The organism is Streptomyces sp. NBC_01197 (genome assembly GCF_036010505.1).
Lineage (GTDB): Bacteria > Actinomycetota > Actinomycetes > Streptomycetales > Streptomycetaceae > Streptomyces.
The window spans coordinates 16,752-38,763 of record NZ_CP108569.1; the positions used below are offsets into that span (position 1 = coordinate 16,752).

A 22,012-nucleotide genomic window follows, 5' to 3' on the forward strand; every position below is an offset into this window, starting at 1 on the left:
GGTCTCGCTTCGACGTGGCCACGAAGCGGGGGTGATCGGCAGGGTTGTCCGCCACGGATGCGTGCCGTCGCGGAAACCTGGCCGAATGGTCATCAGTGCCAGCGCGCCACTGTCTTTGCCCACCTTCGCCACGGCTCAGGTTACGAGCCGTCCGCATCGGACCGGCACAGCATTCGAGGCCAACAAGGCCGGAAAGAGCGTCGAACGCCTCCCACTGCCTCTGCCTTGTCGGTCACCGCTGACGCCTGCGGCGACGGTGTCTTCCGACCCGCCGGCGGACGGACTCTAGGTAGCCCCGGACGCGGAAGCTTCCCGTTCGCTTCCCTGTCCGGGCCGGCCGTACCACCACCCGGGCAGGGAATTCAGCAGCGCGACGGCACCCGCTTCGACGCTGATCGGAGATGGGCTTCGGAGCCAGGCCGAAATGGCGCCGACCGCACCGCGGGACACGAAAGCGACATGGATCTCGGCGGCGAGAGCCAGCGCATCGGGGTCGTCGGCGAGGTCCTCGTACTCGGGCATGAGCTCCGGGTGCCGGGTGATGTACACGTGCATCCCCTTGGCGCACTGCTGCCCCAGAAGATCACTCATGACCGGAGCCGTCGCGCCGGCGAAGGCCTGTTCGTAGATCGTCGCGTACTGGGCGACATGGCGCAGTAGAGCCTCGATGTCCGAGTAGAGGGCTGCGCGAACGTCCACTGCGGAAGTGCTCTCGACCTTGTCGAGGAAGACGTTCGAGAGATCGTCGATCTCTTTGCCCAGGAACTGGCAGAGCAGTGCCGTGGGGGTGGGGGCATGGTTGTAGACGGTGTTGCGCGTCACCCCGGCGCGGCGTGCCACGTCGGCCACGGTGATCTCTCCGATGGCGCGCTCGGCGGCGAGGCCCGTCACCGCCTCGCGCAACTTGTCACGCGTTCTACGTGCTCGTGGATCCACTCGCGCCTCCATGCCCTTGTGCTGCCCGGAAGCCTATCCGAGCACTATTACGCACGTGCTCAATAGTGGGAGTACCGTGGCGTCAGATCGGTTGGCACACAGGAGTCCGACCGCGCCAGGGGTCTTGAGCCCCGCACGAAGGAGTGAGCAGCCATGGGACGTCTGACGGGCAAGGTCGCCATCGTCACTGGTGGGGCACGCGGCATGGGTGCCGCGCATGCCCGGCGTTTCATACGGGAAGGCGCGTCCGTGGTGATCACGGACCTGCTTGAGGACGAGGGCGCGGTCCTCGCCACCGAGCTGGGCGACAAGGCGCGCTTCCTGGCCCACGACGTCACCGACGCCGCCACCTGGGACCGCGTCGTCGCGGCCGCAGAGGAGGCCTTCGGGCCGGTCGACATCCTCGTCAACAACGCCGGCATAGGCCATGTCACCCCGCTGGTGGAGATGTCAGAGGCGGAGTACCGCAAGGTCATCGACATCAACCAGGTCAGCGTGTTCCTGGGGATGAAGGCAGTCGTTCCCTCCATGCGGCGGGCGGGTGGCGGCTCGATCGTCAACATCTCGTCGCTGGCCGGAATCATCGCGGCTTCCGGCGGACTCGCGTACAGCGCTTCGAAGTTCGCCGTGCGAGGCATGACCAAGGCCGGAGCCATCGAGCTGGCTCCCGACAGAATCCGCGTCAACTCCGTCCACCCGGGCGTTATCGCGACCCCGATGACCCAAGGCTTCGGCTTCGAGGACGACCACCCGATGATCCTGGGCACCCCGATGCACCGCGCGGCACAGCCCGAGGAGGTCACGTCGATGGTGCTCTACCTGGCCTCGGACGAATCCAGCTTCTCGACCGGTGCCGAGTTCATCGTGGACGGTGGCTTCACCGCCGCGTGACAGCGCGGGTCGATGCCCGTGGGCCGGATGGCCCCCAGAAATGGCGATGGTCCGGCAGACCTGTGCGCCGCATCCGGCCCGGCTCACGGGCTGACGCACCCGCACCCACGCCTGGGCGCTCCGCCGCTTCTCAGCGGACGTGCAGGCCATGACACCGAGATGTTCTCCAGCCACGGGAATCTTGCCGCGGCCACTCAGAAACGAGTACGCGAGCAGGTGGCGCAATTTCCGGCTCTGATGGCGCTTTTGACCGTGACTGGGTGCCCATGGACTGCGCCTACCGTCGTGCCAAGAAGGGCCAGGCGTGGCCGTCAGTCCCGCCTTTCCTGCCAGGACACCACGACGGAGTGGAGAGAAGGATGACTGCTATCGATCCCTGGGGACGAAGCACACCGTCCAGCGTGACATGCGCCCCATCCTGAGGGAAGCCGCCCTGTGTGCAGGCGCCCACCTCGCGTGCCAGGCAAAGGCGACGGAGAGCGCGCCGTACGCCGGCAGCGGATCTGCGTGAAGGACGACGCCCGCAACCGGATCAGGACATCTGCAAGCAGAGCAACGGCCCGGCCGGACAGGTCCGTACACATCCACCAGGGCCCCTGCCTGCCCCCGCTGGGCGGCGCCCCGAGGTGATCGCAGAAGTCCTGCAGACACTCTGCGACACCGTCCCCCTGATGCGAGGGACCGGCCTGCACGCCTGACACCTCCCCTTGGCTCGGCGCCGAGACACCACGCCCGGCCCATCCCTTCCCCGTCCTTCAACAGAGGAGCGCAGAGACATGAGCACGTTCCCCGACCCCAAGAAGTTCCGCCTGGTCGTCGCCGGCCAGAACGAGGCCGGCGAGGCGGACTTCCTCGACCCGGGCCCCGCCACCGAGTTCGACTTCCCCGGTGTGTCCTCCGGGGCCTTCTACTGGGCCATCGAGGGCGGACACAGCAAGACCTCCTTCGGCGCACCTCCTACAAAGGTCGCCCTGGCCGGGCCGAACGGGTCCACGTTCGGCATCAGCAGCTTCCCCGCACACTCGTCGGGCGAGGTCGACGCCTCGACCCTCGACGAGAGCATGTCCGCGACCGGCGACGACAGCGACGCCGGCATGCATGCCAGTGACACCATCGACTACGAGGTCGTCATCTCCGGCAAGGTCGACCTGGTGCTCCCCGGCGGCAAGAAGCGCACCCTCGTGCCCGGCGACCTCCTCGTCATGGCCGGCGTGCCCCATGCCTGGAAGAACCCCTACGACGAGGACTGTGTCTACGTCGTCGTCACCGTCGGCTTCAACACCGCCGAGGGGGCCGCAGCATGAGCCTGACCTCTCCCGGCAAGGCGCTGCGCGCGGTCTTCGAGTGCGAGAAGACCGAGCTGCTGCCGCTCGGTTCGGTCCCGATCCACGCACAGATGGCGCAGCACGCGGGCTTCGGAGCGTTCCAGCTCTCCGGCGGTGCGTCGGCCTGGTGGCAGGGTGTCTCGGACGTCGGCTGGCTCACCATGACCGAGGTCGTCGACCTCGCACGCCGCACTGCGCGGGCTGCCGACATCCCCATCTACTGCGACGGCGACACCGGCTACGGCGCGCCCCTCAACGTGCAGCGCACAGTGCGGGAGTTCATCGACGCCGGTGTCGCGGGCATCCACATCGAGGACCAGCGCGAACCGAAGAAGTCCGGCGGTGTCGCCGGCGTCGAACTCGTCTCCGACGTCGAGGCGATCGGTCGGCTGAACGCGGCGTGCGACGCGCGTGACAAGTCCGACGAGGACTTCGTCGTCGTCGCGCGCACCGACGCCTACGGTGCGGCCGGCGGTGGCCTCGATGAGGCAATCCGCCGCGCACAGCTCTACAAGGCCGAGACGGGTGCCGACGTCATCTTCTACGAGGGCTTCCACACGTGGGAGCAGGCCGAGATCGCCCTCAAGGAGACACCCGGCCCCGCGTACGTCGTCGGTGTCCCGCTCATCGGGACCCGGACGGTCGCCGAGATGACGGCGATGGGGCAGGCGGTGCAGTCGCTGCCCGTCTTCCTGCCCGGGGTCCGCGAGGTCTACCACTTCATGGTCGACGCCATCGAGAGCGGCGAGGCCACGGGCTTCCCCGAGTACCTCCAGAAGGTGACCGGTGACGCCGGGACGAAGTACGACATCGGCTGGGGAGCCATGTTCGGCCGTCCCTCCTCCGACGAGGTGCGACGCATCGAGGAGAAGTACCTCCCGCAGGACGCGCAGCGCGACTACGAGAGAAGCCCGCACGCAGGAGAAACGTACTGACCATCCCCCCGGCGTCGCACCCGCGTCGCCGCAGCCCATCCGAAAAGGAAATCTGAGTCATGACGAGTTCGATGAGTGGCAAGGCCGGCCTGGTGACCGGCGCGGGGTCCGGAATCGGACAGGCGGCCGCGGTCGCCCTGGCCCGGGCCGGGGCCTCCGTAATGGTCTCGGACATCGACGAGAAGGCCGGTGCCGAGACGGTCGCGATGATCGAGAAGGAGGGTGGCACCGCGGCGTTCCTGCGCTGCGACGTCAGCGACGAGGCGCAGGTCGAGGCGCTCGTCGGCGCGACGGTGTCCACCTTCGAGAAGCTGGACTTCGCGTTCAACAACGCGGGTACCAATGGTGTCTTCGCACCGATCGGTGACATAGACAGTGCCGTCTGGGACCGCGTGATGAAGGTCAGCCTCTACAGCCTCTTCTACTGTCTGAAGCACGAGGTGCGCGCGATGGAGGAGAACGGGGGCGGGGCGATCGTGAACACCGCCTCCGGTGCCGGACTGATCGGCATCGCCTACAACGCGCCGTACACCGCGGCCAAGTTCGGCGTCGTCGGCATCACTCGGAACGTCGCCATGGACTACGGCTCCAAGGGCATCCGGGTCAACGCACTCGCCCCCGGCTCCACGGCCACCCCGATGATGATGAACGCCTTCGAGCAGAACCCCGGCGACGAATTCAGGAACAGCATCCTGGCGGGCATCCCGATGGGAGTGCTGGCCGAGCCGGAGGACCAGGCCAACGCCGTCGTGTGGCTCTGCTCCGACCATGCGCGGATGGTCACGGGCGTGACGCTGCCGGTCGACGGCGGATACCTCGCGGGCAAGTAGACGACCCGCCCCGGGGCCGCGGGAGCGGCCCCGCACAGACAACGGCTGAACTCCACAGGAGGAGTAGGGACATGCCTGCACAGAACCTCGACTTCGGCGGCCGCATCGCGATCGTCACCGGCGCGGGCCAGGGCATGGGGCGCGCTCACGCCAAGATGCTCGCCTCGCGCGGTGCGCGCGTCGTCGTGAACGACCTCAATGCGGACAACGCCGCCTCGGTCGTTGCCGAGATCATCGACCACGGCGGTACCGCCGTGGTCGACGTCAACAACGTCGTCACCGGCGCGGAGTCCATCGTGCGCACCGCGATCGACGCGTACGGCGGGCTCGATGTCGTCGTGAACAACGCGGGCATCAACGCGTTCGGCACGTTCTGGGAGATGGACCGCGACACGTGGTGGCGCGTCTTCGACGTCGCGATCAAGGGCGTCGTCGAGGTGTCGCGCGCCGCGATGCCGCACCTCATCGCCTCGGGCACGGGGCGTCTGATCAACATCTCCTCGAACGGCCTCATGGGTGTGCCGCTCGACTCGGCCTACTCCGCGGCCAAGGCCGCGGTGTGGGGCCTGAGCATCGGTCTCGCGGCCGAGGCGCGCGAGGTCGGTGTGCAGGTGACGACGCTCATGCCCGTGGCGTGGACGCCGATGACGCACGACGCGTTCCCGAACCCCGTGGTGCAGGAGGCCATGAAGAAGAACGTCCCGCCGGAGGCGGTGTCGGCCTTCGTGACCTACCTCGCCCACCAGGACACCACGACGTACGCCGACACGTTCGAGATCGCGGGTGTCGCGGCGGGCCGTGTCGCCATCGCGGGCATGAAGCGCGTCGATGCCGCGGCGGCCACGCCCGAGGCGTGGGTCGAGCAGGCCCAGGCCCTGACAAAGGACGGCGAGCTGCGCGTGTTCCACAACGCGAGCGAGTCGTTCCGCGACCAGATGGTGCACCTCGCTCCCGAGCTGGACTCGGTGCTGCCGGAGGACGCCGCGAACGTGGAGAGGGTGTGAGCCCGGTGGCCGGCATCCTGGACGGCAAGGTTGCCATCATCACCGGCGGGGCGAAGGGAATGGGCGAGGCACACGTCCGGAAGTTCGTCGAGGAGGGGGCGAAGGTTGTCGTCGCCGACCTGGACGTCGAGAGCGGCAAGAAACTCGCGGACGAACTGGGCGGTGACGCCCTCTTCCTCGAACTCGACGTCACCGACCCGGGCAGTTGGGAGGAGGCGGTCCAGGAGACGAAAGCGGTGTTCGGCACCGTCGACGTCCTGGTCAACAACGCCGGGATCGCCGGCCCGATCACCGGTCTCCTCGAGGTCAGTGAGTACCTCTACCGCAGCATCATGGACATCAACCTGGCCGGGACCTTCTTCGGCATGCAAGCGGTGCTGCCCACCATGGTCGAGAACGGCAGGGGCTCCATCGTCAACATCTCGTCCCTGGCCGGCATGCGCTACGACACGACGGTGAACCCTGCGTACTCGGCATCCAAGTTCGCCATCCGAGGCTTCACCAAGCAGGCGGCCTTCGAGTTCGGCAAGCACGCGATCCGAGTCAACGCTGTGCTGCCGGGCGCCATCATGACACCGATGGCCCGGGACGCGCTGTCCGACGAGGCGATCGCATCCGTGACGAAGCACATCCCGGCGAGGCGCTTCGCGGACGCGAGCGAGGTGTCCGAGGCCGTCGTCTTCCTCGCCTCCGACAAGGCCGGCTACGTCAACGGCGTCGACCTCGTGGTCGACGGTGGCAAGGGCGCAATCAACCAGGACGTCCTCGGGTCCGAGTAGGGCGGCCCGAGTGCCGCCCGGCCACGGGCGTGTCCGCGCGTGCGGGCTGCTCAACATCCGTAACTCCCAGCAGGGAGACGTTCTTGGTCTCCCTGATCTGCAGCACGGCGACCAGGGAGATGACGGCGATGATCGTCATGTAGAGCGCGACCGCGATCCCGCTTCCGGTCTGCGATACGAGCAAGGTCGCCACGAAGGGCGCGGTCCCCCCGAAGAGCATGTACGCAAGGTTGTAGCTCACCGCGGCCGACGTATAGCGCACCCGTGTCGGGAACATCTCCACGAGCAGCAGGCTGTTCACCGCAGAGGTGCCTGCCTCCGCGGTGGCAAGCATCGCCTGGGCCCCCAGGAGTGCCCCGACCGACCCCTGCTGTGCCAGAAGGAAGGCCGGGATGGTGAGCAGGACGAACGCGAGGCAGGAGCCGAGCATGATCGGCTTGCGTCCCACGCGATCCGCCATGACCGCGAAGACTCCGATCAGCACCACGTGCAGAAGCAGAGCGGCCATGTTCGTGAAAAGCGCGGTGTCGCTGCCGAGCTTGATCCGTTCCTGGAAGTACGAGGGCAGGTACGTGGCAAGCATGTAGAACCCGACGCTGTTCGTCATCAGGAAGCCGAGCAGCAACAGGATCGGCTTGCCCTGAGTCCGGAGGCTCTCCTTCAGCGGTGCCGTGGCCACCCTTCCTTCCTTTTGCACTTTGCGGAACGCGGGGGTGTCCTCCACGCTGCGCCGGATGTAGAGGCCGATCAGCCCGAGCGGTCCGGCGATCAGGAAGGGAAGACGCCAGCCCCAGGAGCTGAAGTCCGACGCGGAGAGCGAGGCCGAGAGAAGAGCCGTGAGGCCCGCGGCAGCGACGAACGCGAGCGAGCTGCTCATCGGCAGCACACTCGCGTAGGTGGCGCGCTTGCCGGCGGGAGCGTGTTCGACCGTGAACGAGGCAGCTCCCGCAACCTCGCCACCTGCTGAGAAGCCCTGGATGCAACGCACCAGAACGAGGAGTGCCGGCGCGAGGACGCCGGTCTGATGGTGAGTGGGCAGCAGGCCGATCACGAATGTCGACGCGGACATCATGACGATGATCGTGGCCAGTGTGCGCTGTCGGCCGACCCTGTCGCCGAGCTTGCCGAATATCAATCCGCCCAGCGGTCTCAGCAGGAACGAGATACCGAAAGCCGCGAACGTCGCCAGCAGGGACAGATCCCGGTTGTGCGACGGGAAGAACACCGTCGCGATGGTGGTGGCGAGGTACCCGTAGAGCGCGTAGTCGAACCATTCGACGAAGTTGCCGATTCCACCTGCAGCGGCAACTCGCCTCAGCATGGAGCGGTCCGGCTGGGAGGTCACCTCAGGAACAATGTTCATACCTGCGCCGTCCTTCACTCTGGTTGCTTCGCCAACTCAGTTGCGTGGCCGGTCACTTCCTCGCTCGCGCGGTCGCACTCGGCATGGAGTCTCGACTGCTCGCGCGAGCTTGCGTTGAGCGTGGATGTCCCGCTCTGACGGCGATGCACACGTCACCGGGCGAAGAGCACCCTCGGTGCCCACCTCTTGCAGAAGCCGGATCCAGGGCCGGAGTCGAGGAAGGTGTCGTCGACGGGAGGCTGCGTCACTTCTTGGTGGCCGAGGTGCCTCGAGGACCTCGCCTCTCCGCGATCGACACGGCGCACCTGTGAAAGTACGCCGTCGTGACCGTCGTTGGTGCGAGCTCCCCGTCAAGGCAACTCGCACATGGTGAAGGTAGTGGCCGCAATGCGAAATGAAAAGAGGCTTGCAGCGATGTCTCAGAAGGCCAACCTCACGCCCCCACCAGTAGCGCCGTCAACTACCGCACCCTGGAGGAGCTCGCCCTGTCCGACGACGCCCCGCGGGCGCCGCCACCGCGGCATGAACGACAGCTCCGAGTTATTTGGCGTGCAATCTTCGTGGGATGTCGTGTCTTCCCAGCACGCCCCCCGGCCGGCTCCTCCTACGTTTTTCCTGGCGAGGGTCAGCGACGACGCGGCCCTCGACTTCACAGGAGGGCGAGGTTCTCAATGTCTTTGACCGATGCTCAGCTGGTGGAACTGTGGGACAAGCAGGCTCTCCACGACAACCTGATGATGTACGTCCGCGGGGCCGACCGCCACGACCGCGACCTCATTTTGTCGGCCTACTGGCCCGACTCCTGGGACAACCACGGAGCGTACGTCGGTGACGGGCCGGGCTGGGCGGATGCCGCACTCGCCTGGGAGGACCAGATCCTCAGCTGCAGCCACCACGTCACCAACGTCCTGTCCGAGATCGACGGCAACCGCGCCAAGCGCGAGTCGATGTTCCTCTGCGTCGTGCCCTTCAAGGAGACCGGCATGACGATGTATCAGGCGGGCCGCTACCGCGACCTGTGCGAGAAGCGCGACGGAGAGTGGAAGATCCTCCATCGCACCTGCGTCTGGGACTGGATCGACGTGAGGGAGACCAACACCGACTGGGGCATCGTGGGTGTCCCCCGGGTCTCGCACTGGGGCGCCTGGCGCGAGGACGATCCGATCTACAAGGACTGGATCAAGAGCGCCCCCACCGAATTCGCCCAATGAGCAGGTTCAGCCCATCGACGCGTCCAGCTCCCGCACCTTGCGCAGGGCCTTGACGTACAGCTCGCGGTGCTCAGGGTCCTCGTAGCGATGCAGGGGCGTCGTGATGGACAGGGCCGTCTGCGGCCACCGCGCGCCCTCGAAGATCGGGACCGCGAGCCCGCACGCACCGGTCACGTACTCCTGCTCGTCGATCGCGTACCCGCGCTCGCGCGTCCTCTCGAGTTCGGCGACGAGTGCCTCGCGGGATGTCACCGTGTTCTCGGTGCGTGCCGACAGCTTCCCGTCGGCGTCCCCCAGCCTGTCGACTGCTGCGGGCATGCCGTACGCGAGGAGTGCCTTGCCCGACGCGCGCGCATGGATGTCTCCCGACACCCCCACGCGCAGGTCGGCCACGCGCACCGAATGCGACCCCTCCTGGATCGCCACGATGGTCACGTCTCCGTCGTGCCACGCCGACAGGTAGGCCGTCTCTCCGGTCGTGCTGACGACGGTTTCCAGCATGTCGTAGGCCTGCCGGCTGGGCCGCCAGTCCGCCTCGACGCGTGAGCTCAGGGAGAGGATCTTGCCGCCCCCCAGGCTGTACTCGCGCTCATGACGCTGCAGATAGCCGGTGTACACGAGGGTGGACAAAAGGTGCGACAGCGTGGCCAGGTGCAGGCCCGCGCGCTGCGCGATGACCTGCGCACGCAGCGGCGTGTCGCTCTCGGCGACGATGTCGACGATGTCGAGGGCCCGGACGACCGACTGGACCAGGTCGCGAGGTGCCGCAGGGTCAGATTCAGAGTTCCTGGCCGTCACCCCACCAGGATATCACTCGCATGGTGAAAGTTTGGGCGACATCGATTCGCAATGCGGTTGTCTCATCCATTGACGTCACGCCCTGCCGCCCACTAGAAATACCTCATCGCGAAAGCCTCTATCGCATGACGATAGTTTTCCACGGCGGAACTGGAGACACCATGACGGCTACGCCGCCGCTGGCAGTCCCTCCCATCGCATCGACGCCGATCGGTGACGTCGGGCAGATCGGGATCCTCGTCAACGACTTCGACGCCGCGCTCGACCTCTACGGCCGCATGTTCGGGATCGAGGAGTGGACCTGCTACCACTACACACCTGAGTTCTTGCGCTGGTCCCGCTACGGCGATGCCGAGGGCAGGTTCGAGATGCTGCTCGCCATGGGCGGCTCCAGCCCGCAGGTCGAGCTCATCCAGCCGCTCACCGGCCCGAGCATCTACCAGGACTTCCTCGATGAGGGCCACGTCGGCCTGCACCACCTCGGCGTCTTCGTGGACGACCTGGACGGAGCGGTCGCCCGCATGGCCGAGTCGGGGTACCGCGTGACGCAGACGGCCCGGGGCTACGGCCTGAACGGAGACGGCGGGTTCGCCTACTTCGACACCGAGAAGGACCTCGGTGCCGTGATCGAGGCGATCGAGGTTCCCGACGTGCGCCGCCCCGGCGAGGTCCGCCGGACCGCCGGGGCCACGGAGCCCGACCCGGCCAGCCCGCAGACACCCCGGATCGACAACCCCCTTCGGGCCGAGAGTGTGGCCGTCGTCGGCCCCTCCCGCGACCCGTGGAAGACGTCGGGCCGCACGCTCGACTACCTGTCCCGGCTCCGGTTCGACGGGCGGTACTACGCGGTCAGCCCCCTCCACGACGAGGTGCTCGGGGTACCCACGTACCAATCGCTTTCCGCCCTGCCCGAGGTCCCGGACGTCGCCGTGCTCGTCGGCCCCGCAGACCGCGTGATCGAGGACCTGCGCGAGGCCGTGGCCATGGGCGTCCCCTTCGCCGTCGCCTTCGCCAGCGGGTTCGGCGAGACCGGCCGGCACGACCGCGACGAGAAGATTCGCGCGGTGCTCGCCGGGAGCAGCACACGCCTGATCGGCCCCAACTGCATCGGCTTCATGCACGTCGGCCGGTCCCTGACCGCGACGTTCTCGTCAGTCCTGCAGCGCACCCCTCTTCCGGTCGGGCACGTGGCGCTGTTCAGCCAGAGCGGCGGGCTGGGCAACGCGCTCATGCAGTCCCTGGTCGCGCGCGGCGTCAGCGGGCTGAGCGCCTGGAGCAGCTCCGGCAACGAGATCTCGCTGGGTTTCACCGACTGGGTCGGCTGGCTCACCGCCGAGGAGGACACGCGTGTCCTGGCCTCCATCGTCGAGAGCTTCCGCCCGGGCGACGACCTCGAGGCCGCGGCTGCGGCAGCCGGCGAGCGCGGGGTCCCCGTAGCGGTGCTCAAGCTCGGGCGCTCCGCCCGCGGTGCGCTCGGCGCGCGGTCGCACACCGGGAAGCTCGCGGGCAGCGGCCGGGTCGCCCAGAGCGTCCTGCGCCATCGCTTCGGGACGGTGTGCACCTCGCCCGAGCAGCTCCTCGATCTGACGGAGACGTTCGATGTCTTCGCCGGCAGGCTCGCCGGTGACGACCACGAGCTCACAGTCGTCACCACCTCCGGCGCACAGGCTGTCCTCTGGAACGACCTGGCGGAGGACCGCGACCTCACCTTCCGCGACCTCGGTACCGAGGCAGCCGCCAGGATCGCCGCGGCCGTGGGCAGCGACCACGTGGGCAACCCCGTCGACGTCGGCGTGCAGCTGACCACCGCCGACTACGTACGCATCGTCGACAGCGTGGTCACGACCTCGACGGGCGGGTGGGTCATCGTCACCGCGACGCGCCTGGCACACGACTTCGACGAACTCGCCGCCGGTATCGCGGCGATGGACGCCCCGGAGGGTGTACGGGTCGTCGTCGTCCCGCTGTCCGAGGACGACCGCGTCACGACCGAGCAGGCTCAGGTGTTGCGCGCCGCAGGAGCGATCGCACTGCCGACCGCCACCCGCGCCCTCGACGCGATCGCGTCCGCTGCCTCTTGGTCGAAGGTCCAGCGCACGCGCGCCGCGCGCGGTCAGCTCGTCGGCACGTCCCTGCGCTCAGCGGCCGCTGCCGGCGGAACCGAGTACCTCACGTTCCGGGAGATCGCCGAGGAGCTCGCCGCAGCTGGCGTCCCCGTACCCGCCAGCCGTGCCGAACGCGACGTCGAGTCCGTCGTCCGCGCCGCCGAGGAGATCGGCTTCCCCGTCGCCATCAAGATCGACGACCCCGACATCCTCCACAAGGCCGATGCAGGGGGCGTTTTCATCGGCGTCGACAACCCCGAGGCCGCGCGCCATGCGGCGGTCCGCCTTACCGCCATCCAGTCCGAGAACGCCACGATCTCCGTACAGACCATGGCCCCCGGCAAGACCGAGGTGCTCGTGGGCCTGCGCCGCGACCCCGAGTTCGGCCCCGTGTTGGTCCTGGGCGCCGGCGGCAGCATGACGGAGGCGATCGACGACATCAGCATCCTGCCGCTGCCCACCTCACGCCCCGAGGTACGCGACGCGATCGCCGCAGTGCGCGTCGTCACCGCCGGGCTGCGCAAAGACCCCGGCGCGCAGACCCTCGACGCCCTGACCGACGCGGTGATGGACCTCATCGCGTGGGCGGAGCAGCGCGGGGAGGTCCACGAGTTCGAGTTCAACCCGATCCTGGCAGACCCCGAGACGGCGACCGTCACGGTCGTCGACGCCGTCGTGTCTGTCCACCTCACTCTGGAAGGACCCAACTGATGACCACCACCACCGCCCCCACCGGCAAGGCCGTCCCCAGCAAGCAGATCAGCGACGAGGACGTCGCCTACATGAAGAGCTTCATCGGCCAGTCGGCCGTGGTCGTCCAGTGGAACGAGGAGGCGAGCGCCGACACGATCCGCCACTACGCGTGGGGTATCGGTGACGAGAACCCCCTGTGGCTCGACGAGACGTACGCGAGGAACACTCGCTTCGCCACCCGCGTCGCCCCGCCGACCTTCCTGTACTCGGTCTGCGACGCCGAGCTCGCGATGGGTATGTCCGAGGGTCTGCAGGCGCTCCACCTCGGCGCCGACGTCGAGTTCCACCGCCCGATCCGCCTGGGCGAGCGCATCAGGGCCCGCTCCTTCGTCGAGGATGTGCGCGAGCGTGAGGGCCGCCGCTCCGGCCGCCTGGTCGAACAGGTCGGCCGCACCGACTACTTCGTCGGCGAGGAGCTCGTCGGCACCGTGCGCAACACGATCGTCTGCGTCGCTCGCAGCACCGAGAGCACGCGCATGCACGAGCCCCGCGACCCGCACCTGTACACCGACGAGGAGATGGCCAAGATCCGTACCGAGATCCTCGCCGAAGAGGTCCGCGGACCGCGTGCCCGCTTCGCCGGCACCGTGCACGTCGGTGACGTGATCCCCAAGGTCGTCAAGGGTCCCCTGGACCTGATCACCATGACCGCCTACTACGCGGGTGCCATCGGCACCGCCGGCTACCGCGGCGTCGAGACGCGCGTGCGCCAGCAGGAGCGTGTGCGCAACGGCGACCCGATGGCGCCGACCAACCTCGGTCCCGAGCACTTCCTGTCCGAGCCGTTCCCGAGCCTGGGTCACCAGGACGCCGCGATGGCCCGCGCCATCGGAATGCCTGGCGCCTACGACAACGGCAACCAGCGCGTGTCCTGGATGACGCACTGCGTGACCAACTGGATGGGCGACGACGCCGGCCTCCTGAAGATCTCGGTGCGCATCAAGCAGCCCGGCGTCTTCGGCGACACCCAGTGGATCGGCGGTGAGGTCACCCGCGTATTCGAGGACGAGACGCACGGCGCCTGCGCCGAGCTCACGCTCAAGGCCGTCAACCAACTGGGCGTCGAGACCACGACCGCCGTCGCGACCGTCTCTCTGCCCGAGGCCTGAGCGGCCGGTACCCCCAGTGCCCGAGGACGTGCACTGAAGAAGGAGTGTCCAGTGAACGGTCAGGTTGAAGAGTATTCGGTCGTCGTGGTCGGCGCGGGGATGGGCGGCATCTACGCCCTGCACCGCTTCGCCGAGCTGGGGCACTCCGTGCACGGCTTCGAGGGGGCGCCCGGTGTGGGCGGCGTCTGGTACCACAACGCCTACCCGGGCGCCCGCGTCGACCTCGAGAGCGACAGCTACTCGTACATGTTCGACGAGGAGCTCTACGCCGGCTGGGACTGGAGCGAGCGGTACGCCGCCCAGCCCGAGATCCTGCGCTACCTGAACTATGTCGCCGACCGGCTCGACGTGCGCCGCAACCTCTCGCTCAGCACCCGGGTGACGTCGGCGGAGTGGAATCCGGAGGAGAACAGGTACCTGATCACGACCGACACCGGCCGCACGGTGCGGGCGCGCTACCTGGTCATGGCGACGGGCAATCTGTCCCGTCCCAAAGACCCCGAGTTCAAGGGCCTGGGCGACTTCGAGGGCGAGTGGTACCAGACGTCCCACTGGCCGCAGACGCCCGTCGACTACGCGGGCAAGCGGGTCGCCGTCGTCGGCACGGGTTCCTCGGGCGTCCAAGCGGCGACCGAGATCGCCAAGACCGCCGGGCACCTCTACGTCATGCAGCGCACTCCGCACTACGTCGTCCCGGCGCACAACCGCCCGGCCGATCCGGTCAAGAAGGAGCGTCTGTCGCACAAGGTCCTGGAGTTCCGCGACGAGAGCTACGCGACGCCGGTCGGGTATGTGCTGCCGCCACCCGCGGGCCGCGGCGTCGACTACTCGCCCGAGCAGCGCCTGCAGATCCTGGAGACCCGGTGGGCGTTCGGCGGGCAGTGCCTGCTCAGCACGTTCACCGACCAGGGAACGAACATCGAGATCAACGACGTGGTCTCGCAGTTCGTGCGCAGCAAGGTCGCCCAGCAGGTTGATGACCCGCAGACCGTGGCAAAGCTGATGCCGACGTCGTACCCCCTCGGCACCCGACGACTGGTCATCGACACCGGCTACTACCCGATCTTCAAGCAGGACAACGTCTCACTCGTCGACGTGCGCGACGACCCGATCGAGCGCATTACGGCGACCGGCATCAAGACCGGGGAGGCCGAGTACGAGGTCGACGTCATCGTGTTCGCCCTCGGGTTCGAGGCGTTCACCGGCGCCCTGGACCAAGCCAACGTCCGCAACGAGCACGGGCAGCAGCCCAGCGCCCGGTGGACGTACAAGCCGCAGACCTACCTGGGGCTCATGTCGAACGCCTTCCCCAACCTGTTCACCCTCACGGGGATCCAGAGCCCCAGCGTGCTGGCGAACTTCTTCACGCTGAACAACTACCACGTCGACCTCGTCGGCAAGATCATCGGCCACGCCCAGGAGGCGAGGGCCGAGCGCGTCGAGCCGACCCTCGAGGCCGAGAAGAAGTGGGGCGACCACTGCAACGAGATCGCCGAGCCGATGCTCCGCCGGGCCGTGGACAACTACATGGTGCAGGTCAACCGGTACGACGGATCGCGCTTCTTTTTGCCGTACGCGGGCGGGTTCGACCGCTACGTCGCTGACGTCGATGAGTACCTCGGCGAGAAGTACGAGGGGTTCGAGTTCACCAGCTGACCCGGACCTGCCGGTCGGCAGGCCGGCCTGCTGGTCCGCCGACCCGCATCAGAGGCACCACGAGGAGGTGGTCATGAGTCTCGTCGTCGACAAGCACGTTCCCGTCACCATGCGCGACGGCACGGTCCTCGCGGCCGATATCTACCGGCCCGAGGGGGCGGAGCCCCGCTCCACCGTGCTGATCCGCACCCCCTACAGCAAGGACGACCCCGCACACGCCAACACCTGGATCAACGTGCTGCGCGCCGCCGAGAGCGGGTGGACCGTCGTCGTCCAGGACGTGCGCGGCCGGTTCCGCAGCGGCGGAACCTTCGTCCCCTTCGCGCACGAGGCCGACGACGGAGCCGACACGATCGCGTGGGTCCGCGAACAGCCGTGGTCCGACGGGCACGTCGGCATGGTCGGCGGCTCGTACGTGGGCATCACTCAGTGGCTGGCCGCCACCCGGGCGCCCGAGGGGCTCCTGGGCATCGTGCCGGGAAGCACCGCGGACGACGTCACCACCGGCTGGACACACGAGGAGCAGAACCTGACATTCGGGTTCCTGGCGCACTGGGTGTCCGTGCTGGCGGCCAGCAGTAAAGACCTCTCCCCCGAGGACCGCGCCCGTGCCGCCGCCCTCATCCAGGGCGTAACGGACGGCTGTTACCGCACATTCGATGACCTCATCAAGGCCGCGGGCGACCTCGCCCCGTACCTACCGGACTGGCGGGACCGGAGCGGGGAGATCGTGGGCCCAGAGGCGGCCGGGCGCGTCCGCGTGCCCGCGCTCGTGATCGCCGGGTGGTTCGACATCTTCGGCCCGGGATCCGTCGCCAGTTACACCCGCCGCGATGCCGCCGGCACCCGGCAGCCGCACGACCGGCTGCTCGTCGGTCCCTGGGCGCACGGCGTGATGGGTGGCTGGTTCCCCGGGCACACCTACGGCCCGGCGGCGTCGTTCGACGCGCTGGACCCAACCGGGCTCCAGCTCCGTTGGTTCGAGACGCTGCGTGACGGCGGCCCGCCGCCCGCCGACCCCGTCACCGCGTTCGTCATGGGTGCCAATGAGTGGCGGTCCTTCTCGACCTGGCCTCCGCAGGAGGCCCAGCCGGTCGAGGTCCCGCTGCGCGTGGTCGGTTCCCCGCACGCTCTCGTGTCGGCCGAGCCCGTCCCGACGATCGGCGGGCGCACGTTCCTCCCCGGGTACAAAGTCGCCGCGAACGCCGGCCCCCGCCCCCAAGGACGCCTGAGCGAGCGCGACGACGTCGTCGCGCTCCTCTGCGACCCGTTGCCCGAGGACACAGACGTCCTCGGGAGCATCACCTGCACGCTCGCCGTGGCGAGCGATGCACCCACGGCGGTCGTCGTCAAGCTGTCGACGACCGACCAGGACGGCGAGTCGGTGCTGCTGGCCGAGGGCTCCAGCCGCACCACCGCGAGCGCCAGGCAGGGCGAGACGATCGGCGTGGATCTCGGGCCGACCGCCGTGCGACTCGACCGGGGAACGCGCCTGTCGCTGACCGTCGCCGCATCGGACTTCCCACGTCTCGAGGACGGGCCCCGCGCGGGCTTCTCCGTGCTCGAGCGGACCCCAGCCCTGCACCTCGACGTCGTCTGGCCTCCCCCAGAGCAGGACCCCACCTTCAAGGAGAAGACACCATGGCTGTGACTCGCTTCGCCGACTACAAGGACAAGTACAAGCACCTCAAGCTGGATCGTGACGAGGACGGCATCCTCCTCGTCACAGTCCACACCGACGGTGCCGAGGTCTACTGGGGCACGGACGTCCACGACAACCTGTCGTCGGTCTGGGGCGACATCGGCAAGGACCCGGAGAACAAGGCCGTCATCCTCACCGGCGGCGGCGAGACCTTCATCGACCGGGAGGTCCCGATCCCGGACAAGGGCTGGGTCACCCCGGAGATCTGGATCAAGCTCCATGCCGACGCGAAGCGTCTCGTGCTCGACCACCTCGAGATCGAGGTGCCCATGATCGCGGCGATCAACGGCCCCGCACGCGTCCACAGTGAGCAGGCGCTGCTGTGTGACATCTCGATCGCGTCGGAGGACACCGTGTTCGGCGACCACCCGCACTTCTCGGTGGGCGTCGTCCCCGGTGACGGCATGCAGGTCATCTGGCCGGCCGTGATCGGCCTCAACCGCGCGCGCTACATGCTTCTCACCGGCACGGAGATCGACGCGCAGAAGGCCCTCGAGTGGGGTGCTGTCAACGAGATCGTCCCCAAGGACCAGGTGGTGACGCGCGCCTACGAGCTGGCCCGCCAGATCGTCAAGCAACCCCAGCTGACCCTGCGCAGCACGCGCATGCTCATGCTCGCCGAGCTCAAGAAGGTCATGCTCCAGGGCGTCAGCCACGGCATGATGACCGAGGGCCTCGTCGCCATCGGCACGGGCTGGCAGCCCACGAAGGTGGAGGAGTCGGCCTGAGCCGCCCCTGCCAGGACACCACAGCGTCCTCCCGTTGTCCCTGAAGGTGCCGATGGCCTGCCTTCCCAATGCAGCCCCGTTCCCGTCCGGCGTGTGTATGTCGCGCGGAGAAGTGCTCGTGCGAGGCCGGCCCGCGACCGCACCCGGAGAGCGCACGCCCCTGATTGCCCGGCCGGGGACCGGACCTGGCTCCGGGCCGCCCCGAAAGCACACACGCAAGGAGGCATCGAAGATGGCCGACACACCATCGACGAGCGCCACAGGCCCTCTGACGGGCACCGAGCGGGAGCAACTGCGCACCCTGCTCGCCAAGCAGGAGCTCTCGGAGAACATGGCGCGCTACTGCCGCGGCATGGACCGCAAGGAGCTCGGCCTCATGAAGTCGACCTACTGGCCCGAGTCGACCGAGAACCACGGCATGTTCGTGGGCACCTCACACGACTTCTGCGACTGGACGATGGAGCTCCAGGAGCAGCTCGGCCACCGGTCGAGCCACTACGTGACGAACATGCTGGTCGACCTGGACGGCGACCGCGCACGCCGGGAGACGGCGTTCATTTACCTGCGGGTGCGCCCGGACGGCGGCCCCTCGGACGTGCTCTGCGGGCGCTACCGGGACCTCTGCGATCACCGCCAGGGCGTGTGGAAGGTGCTGTCGCGCACCTGCGTGTGGGACTGGGCGCAGCGCCTGGGACCGGAGGCGGACTACACCGAGCTGTTCAAGATCCCGTCCACCTCGGCCTTCGGCGGCCTGTACCCGGACGACCCGATCTACGCCGCCGACTGGTGAACCCGTCGGACGGCTCAACTTCCCCAATGTGACGGCGAATTCGCGTGAGGACACCTTTATGACCCGCATCGATGTTGCGGTGGTAGGCGCCGGGCCCGTCGGGCTGAGCGCGACGATCGACCTGGCTCACCGGGGCATCAGCGTCATGCTGATCGACAAGCATGCCGAGCCCGCGCTCCACCCGAAGTCCCGCGCCGTGAACGTCCGCACCATGGAGATCTTCCGTTCGTGGGGCATCGAGGAGCGGGTGCGCGCTGCCGGGCTCGCAACTCCTCCCATCCGTTATCTCGGCAAGGACGTTGTCTCCCCCTGGAGCGACGTCGTCGAGTCCTCGGTGGTCGCCGGCGGTGGCGACAACGACCTCTCCCCGCTCCCTCTCGAGGTGTTCTTGTGCTCGCAGGACATCCTGGAGCCGGTCCTGCGCGAGGCCGCGCTGCGGCCTCCCATCGACGTCCGGCTGTCGACGGAGGTCCTGTCGGTGACCGAGATCGAGGACGGTGTGCGGCTCGAGCTGCGCTCCCGACTGGACGGCAGCACCGAGACGGTCGAGGCGGCCTATGTGATCGGCGCCGACGGTGCGCAGAGCGGAATCCGGGAGCAGCTCGGCATCGGGCGTGACGGCGAGCCCTCCCTGCAGCAGTCCGTGAGTGTGCTGTTCCGCTCCGATCTCATCAGGTCGCGCACGGACAGCGAGTCCGCCTTCATCTACATCGACAACCCCGACACCGTCGGCACGGTGGTGTTCGCACCGGTCGACACCGAAGGACGCGTGGCGATGCTCGGCCGGCCTCCGGTCCTCGACCGTCTGCCGGTCGACCAGGTCGACTGGCGGGAGCAACTCCGCCTGGCCACCGGGGACCCCGACCTGGACGTCGACATCATCGACTGTCGCGCGTGGGAGGTCGGCGCCTGGGTGGCGAGCGACTATCAGAAGGGCCGGGTCTTCCTCGCGGGCGACGCGGCACATGTCATGCCTCCTTACGGCGGGTTCAACCAGAACGCCGGCATCCAGGACGTCCACAACCTCGCCTGGAAGCTCGCCGCCGTCCTGCGGGGCTGGGCCGCCCCCGCGCTGCTCGACACCTACGGCCCTGAGCGCCGCCCGGTCGCGCTGTTCGACCGCGAGGAGGCGGTCCTGAACTTCCGCTCGCATGTGGGGGCGGAGCACGACGGCCCGCGCACCTTCCGCAGCGAGAACTTCCACCACCTGGGCCTGGACATCGGCTACCGCTACGACCAGGGGGCGGTCGTCCCGGAGCCGGGCCGGTCCCGCGGCCCGTGGCCGGTCAGCACGTACACCCCGAGCGCCGACCCCGGCGAGCGGGCCCCGCACGTGTGGCTCGACGAGGCCCGCACCACTTCGACCCTCGACGTGCTCGGCGCCGGGGTGACGGTCTTCGCCGCCACCGGGGCACGCGCCGCGGACGAGGCGATCCGTGCGGCCGCCGACCACGGCGTGCCCGCCACGTCCGTCGCCCTGACCCCAGGGGCTCTGGCCACCTACGGGATCGATACCGACGGCGCCGTACTCGTCCGCCCGGACGGCCACGTCCTGGCCCGGGTCACCGACAACACCCCCGCCACAGTCGCAAAAGCGCTGGCCGCGATCACCGGTACGCCGGTGGTCCAGCCCGCCTGAGAGAGGAGAACAGTCATGCTCTTCCTGGTGGACATCCAAGTCCGCAAGCCCGAGACGCTCGACGCCGAAGCGTGGGAGGCACTGACGCAGGCCGAGAGCAACTACGGAATGAAGGCCCGGCGCGCCGGCAAGCAGCTGCACGTCTGGCGCAAGGCCGGGGCATACGCCACGCTCGCGGTCTGGGACGTCGAGGACAACGACGAGCTGCACACACTGATCAGCGGCCTGCCGCTCTTCCCGTACCTCGACATCACGGTGACGCCGCTGGTCGTCCACCCGTCCACCGTCCGTTGGGAGCAGATCCAGGCGGGGGGCGAGTGATGGGCGCGCCCACCCGCGGCCTCTTGGAGGCACTGCACTCGCCCCTGGACGTCCGGTCGCTCCACCTGCGCAACCGGTTCGCGCTCGCCCCGATGACCCGCGAAATGTCGCCAAGCGGGATACCCGCGGCCGAGAACGCCGAGCACTACCGGGCCCGTGCTGCGGGCGGAGTGGCGCTGATCATCACCGAGGGCACGTACGTCGGCGGGGAGGCGTCGGGGCACAAAGTGACGGTGCCGCACCTCAGCGAACCCGCGGCCGACGGCTGGCGGAAGGTCGTCGACGCCGTGCACGCCGAGGGCTCGGCGATCGTCCCGCAGCTGTGGCACGTGGGTGCGCTGCGTGGCACCGCCTCCCCGCTCAACCCGGGCGTGCCACCGCAGTCGCCGTCCGGCCTCGACCTCGACGGGAGACCGCTCGGCGAGCCCCTGACGACCACCGAAATCGACGCGGTCGTCGCGAGCTTCGCAGAGGCGGCCGCGCTCTCCCGCAGGATCGGGTTCGACGGGGTCGAACTGCACGGTGCGCACGGCTACCTGCTCGACGAGTTCCTCTGGCACCGCACGAACCAGCGCGAGGACCGCTACGGCAACAGCACCGTCCTGCCGACGGAGGTCGTGAAGGCCGTGCGGGGCGCCGTGGGCGACGACCTCGCGATCGTCTTCCGCTTCTCGCAATGGAAGGCCGACCACTACACGGAACGCATCGCCGAGACTCCCCGCGACCTCGAGAGACTCCTCGTGCCGCTGGTCGATGCCGGGTTGGACGTCCTCCACGCCTCCACCCGGCGCCACTGGCTGCCCGAGTTCCCCGAGGACGACCCGACGCTCAGCCTGGCCGGGTGGGCGAAGCGCCTCACGGGGGCGCACGTCATCACCGTCGGGTCCGTCGGGGTCGACACCGAGTTCCGCGGCGCCGGGGCCGCTGCCGAGAAGGTACCCGTCGTGATCCGCGAGTCGCTCGAGGAACGCCTGGAGCTGCTCGCCGAGCAGTTCGACGCCGGCGAGTTCGACGTGGTCGCCCTCGGCCGTGCCCTGATCGCAGACCCTGCGTGGGTTGAGAAGGTCCGCGACGGCGGGCTCGAGCGGGTCGTCCCGTTCGACCGGACCCGGCACACGCTCAGCGGCGCCTGAGCCC

General features: G+C 68.5%; 19 protein-coding genes. 16 read left to right on the forward strand and 3 right to left on the reverse strand.

What is annotated here, in order from left to right; all coding sequences use genetic code 11:
- Nucleotides 1-285 precede the first annotated feature (285 nt).
- Nucleotides 286-936 (reverse strand): TetR/AcrR family transcriptional regulator, encoded by a 651-nt coding sequence (locus OG452_RS00090; protein ID WP_327293516.1) that lies wholly within the window; start codon nucleotides 934-936, stop codon nucleotides 286-288.
- A gap of 153 nt (nucleotides 937-1,089) precedes the next feature.
- Here OG452_RS00090 and OG452_RS00095 point away from each other — a divergent pair, with 153 nt between their 5' ends.
- The 6 genes from OG452_RS00095 to OG452_RS00120 all read left to right on the forward strand — a co-directional run bounded on the left by OG452_RS00095 (nucleotide 1,090) and on the right by OG452_RS00120 (nucleotide 6,700).
- Entirely contained in the window at nucleotides 1,090-1,827 is a 738-nt protein-coding gene (locus tag OG452_RS00095; protein ID WP_327293517.1) for a glucose 1-dehydrogenase, read from the forward strand.
- A 776-nt stretch (nucleotides 1,828-2,603) separates the two neighbouring features.
- Nucleotides 2,604-3,131, forward strand: a complete 528-nt coding sequence (locus OG452_RS00100; protein ID WP_327293518.1) for a cupin domain-containing protein — start codon at nucleotides 2,604-2,606, stop codon at nucleotides 3,129-3,131.
- Complete coding sequence (locus tag OG452_RS00105; protein ID WP_327293519.1) at nucleotides 3,128-4,087, forward strand: isocitrate lyase/PEP mutase family protein; 960 nt, start codon at nucleotides 3,128-3,130, stop codon at nucleotides 4,085-4,087. The genes OG452_RS00100 and OG452_RS00105 overlap by 4 nt, the downstream gene beginning before the upstream one ends.
- Before the next feature lie 59 nt (nucleotides 4,088-4,146).
- On the forward strand, nucleotides 4,147-4,917 hold the full coding sequence (locus tag OG452_RS00110) for an SDR family NAD(P)-dependent oxidoreductase (RefSeq protein WP_327293520.1): 771 nt from the start codon (nucleotides 4,147-4,149) through the stop codon (nucleotides 4,915-4,917).
- 71 nt (nucleotides 4,918-4,988) lie between these two features.
- Nucleotides 4,989-5,921 carry an SDR family NAD(P)-dependent oxidoreductase gene (locus tag OG452_RS00115; RefSeq protein ID WP_327293521.1) on the forward strand — a complete coding sequence of 311 codons (933 nt, stop codon included), beginning with the start codon at nucleotides 4,989-4,991 and terminating at the stop codon, nucleotides 5,919-5,921.
- Nucleotides 5,918-6,700 (forward strand): SDR family NAD(P)-dependent oxidoreductase, encoded by a 783-nt coding sequence (locus tag OG452_RS00120; protein ID WP_327293522.1) that lies wholly within the window; start codon nucleotides 5,918-5,920, stop codon nucleotides 6,698-6,700. The genes OG452_RS00115 and OG452_RS00120 overlap by 4 nt, the downstream gene beginning before the upstream one ends.
- Here the strand turns inward: OG452_RS00120 and OG452_RS00125 are convergent.
- Complete coding sequence (locus OG452_RS00125; protein WP_327293523.1) at nucleotides 6,672-8,063, reverse strand: MFS transporter; 1,392 nt, start codon at nucleotides 8,061-8,063, stop codon at nucleotides 6,672-6,674. The genes OG452_RS00120 and OG452_RS00125 overlap by 29 nt on opposite strands.
- A 671-nt stretch (nucleotides 8,064-8,734) precedes the next feature.
- On the opposite strand from OG452_RS00125, the gene OG452_RS00130 reads away from it, so the two are divergent.
- A complete protein-coding gene (locus OG452_RS00130; protein ID WP_327293524.1) occupies nucleotides 8,735-9,274 on the forward strand; it encodes a nuclear transport factor 2 family protein in 540 nt (179 codons plus the stop codon).
- A gap of 6 nt (nucleotides 9,275-9,280) precedes the next feature.
- Here the strand turns inward: OG452_RS00130 and OG452_RS00135 are convergent, their stop codons facing one another.
- Complete coding sequence (locus OG452_RS00135; RefSeq protein WP_327293525.1) at nucleotides 9,281-10,072, reverse strand: IclR family transcriptional regulator; 792 nt, start codon at nucleotides 10,070-10,072, stop codon at nucleotides 9,281-9,283.
- 161 nt (nucleotides 10,073-10,233) lie between these two features.
- On the opposite strand from OG452_RS00135, the gene OG452_RS00140 reads away from it, so the two are divergent.
- The 9 genes from OG452_RS00140 to OG452_RS00180 all read left to right on the forward strand — a co-directional run bounded on the left by OG452_RS00140 (nucleotide 10,234) and on the right by OG452_RS00180 (nucleotide 22,008).
- The gene (locus OG452_RS00140) at nucleotides 10,234-12,888 is read left to right on the forward strand and encodes an acetate--CoA ligase family protein (protein WP_327293526.1); all 2,655 of its coding nucleotides are present in this window, start codon (nucleotides 10,234-10,236) and stop codon (nucleotides 12,886-12,888) included.
- Nucleotides 12,888-14,039, forward strand: coding sequence for an FAS1-like dehydratase domain-containing protein (locus tag OG452_RS00145; RefSeq protein ID WP_327293527.1), 1,152 nt, complete (start codon nucleotides 12,888-12,890; stop codon nucleotides 14,037-14,039). Before OG452_RS00140 ends, OG452_RS00145 begins: the two co-directional genes overlap by 1 nt.
- Before the next feature lie 51 nt (nucleotides 14,040-14,090).
- Nucleotides 14,091-15,695, forward strand: a complete 1,605-nt coding sequence (locus OG452_RS00150) for a flavin-containing monooxygenase (protein WP_327293528.1) — start codon at nucleotides 14,091-14,093, stop codon at nucleotides 15,693-15,695.
- A gap of 73 nt (nucleotides 15,696-15,768) precedes the next feature.
- Nucleotides 15,769-17,346 (forward strand): CocE/NonD family hydrolase, encoded by a 1,578-nt coding sequence (locus tag OG452_RS00155; protein WP_327293529.1) that lies wholly within the window; start codon nucleotides 15,769-15,771, stop codon nucleotides 17,344-17,346.
- On the forward strand, nucleotides 17,337-18,125 hold the full coding sequence (locus OG452_RS00160) for an enoyl-CoA hydratase/isomerase family protein (RefSeq protein ID WP_327293530.1): 789 nt from the start codon (nucleotides 17,337-17,339) through the stop codon (nucleotides 18,123-18,125). The genes OG452_RS00155 and OG452_RS00160 overlap by 10 nt, the downstream gene beginning before the upstream one ends.
- Nucleotides 18,126-18,357: 232 nt before the next feature.
- On the forward strand, nucleotides 18,358-18,915 hold the full coding sequence (locus OG452_RS00165; protein ID WP_327293531.1) for a nuclear transport factor 2 family protein: 558 nt from the start codon (nucleotides 18,358-18,360) through the stop codon (nucleotides 18,913-18,915).
- 58 nt (nucleotides 18,916-18,973) lie between these two features.
- Nucleotides 18,974-20,554 (forward strand): FAD-dependent oxidoreductase, encoded by a 1,581-nt coding sequence (locus tag OG452_RS00170; protein WP_327293532.1) that lies wholly within the window; start codon nucleotides 18,974-18,976, stop codon nucleotides 20,552-20,554.
- A 15-nt stretch (nucleotides 20,555-20,569) separates the two neighbouring features.
- Nucleotides 20,570-20,875, forward strand: coding sequence for a muconolactone Delta-isomerase family protein (locus OG452_RS00175; RefSeq protein WP_327293533.1), 306 nt, complete (start codon nucleotides 20,570-20,572; stop codon nucleotides 20,873-20,875).
- Nucleotides 20,875-22,008 carry an oxidoreductase gene (locus OG452_RS00180; protein WP_327293534.1) on the forward strand — a complete coding sequence of 378 codons (1,134 nt, stop codon included), beginning with the start codon at nucleotides 20,875-20,877 and terminating at the stop codon, nucleotides 22,006-22,008. Before OG452_RS00175 ends, OG452_RS00180 begins: the two co-directional genes overlap by 1 nt.
- The last annotated feature ends 4 nt before the right edge of the window (nucleotides 22,009-22,012 follow it).

Coding starts and splice junctions, on each gene's coding strand:
- OG452_RS00095 (WP_327293517.1), top strand. CDS start 1,090: ATGGGACGTCTGACGGGCAAGGTCGCCATCGTCACTGGTGGGGCACGC.
- OG452_RS00100 (WP_327293518.1), top strand. CDS start 2,604: ATGAGCACGTTCCCCGACCCCAAGAAGTTCCGCCTGGTCGTCGCCGGC.
- OG452_RS00105 (WP_327293519.1), top strand. CDS start 3,128: ATGAGCCTGACCTCTCCCGGCAAGGCGCTGCGCGCGGTCTTCGAGTGC.
- OG452_RS00110 (WP_327293520.1), top strand. CDS start 4,147: ATGACGAGTTCGATGAGTGGCAAGGCCGGCCTGGTGACCGGCGCGGGG.
- OG452_RS00115 (WP_327293521.1), top strand. CDS start 4,989: ATGCCTGCACAGAACCTCGACTTCGGCGGCCGCATCGCGATCGTCACC.
- OG452_RS00125 (WP_327293523.1), bottom strand. CDS start 8,063: ATGAACATTGTTCCTGAGGTGACCTCCCAGCCGGACCGCTCCATGCTG.
- OG452_RS00130 (WP_327293524.1), top strand. CDS start 8,735: ATGTCTTTGACCGATGCTCAGCTGGTGGAACTGTGGGACAAGCAGGCT.
- OG452_RS00140 (WP_327293526.1), top strand. CDS start 10,234: ATGACGGCTACGCCGCCGCTGGCAGTCCCTCCCATCGCATCGACGCCG.
- OG452_RS00145 (WP_327293527.1), top strand. CDS start 12,888: ATGACCACCACCACCGCCCCCACCGGCAAGGCCGTCCCCAGCAAGCAG.
- OG452_RS00155 (WP_327293529.1), top strand. CDS start 15,769: ATGAGTCTCGTCGTCGACAAGCACGTTCCCGTCACCATGCGCGACGGC.
- OG452_RS00160 (WP_327293530.1), top strand. CDS start 17,337: ATGGCTGTGACTCGCTTCGCCGACTACAAGGACAAGTACAAGCACCTC.
- OG452_RS00165 (WP_327293531.1), top strand. CDS start 18,358: ATGGCCGACACACCATCGACGAGCGCCACAGGCCCTCTGACGGGCACC.
- OG452_RS00170 (WP_327293532.1), top strand. CDS start 18,974: ATGACCCGCATCGATGTTGCGGTGGTAGGCGCCGGGCCCGTCGGGCTG.
- OG452_RS00175 (WP_327293533.1), top strand. CDS start 20,570: ATGCTCTTCCTGGTGGACATCCAAGTCCGCAAGCCCGAGACGCTCGAC.
- OG452_RS00180 (WP_327293534.1), top strand. CDS start 20,875: ATGGGCGCGCCCACCCGCGGCCTCTTGGAGGCACTGCACTCGCCCCTG.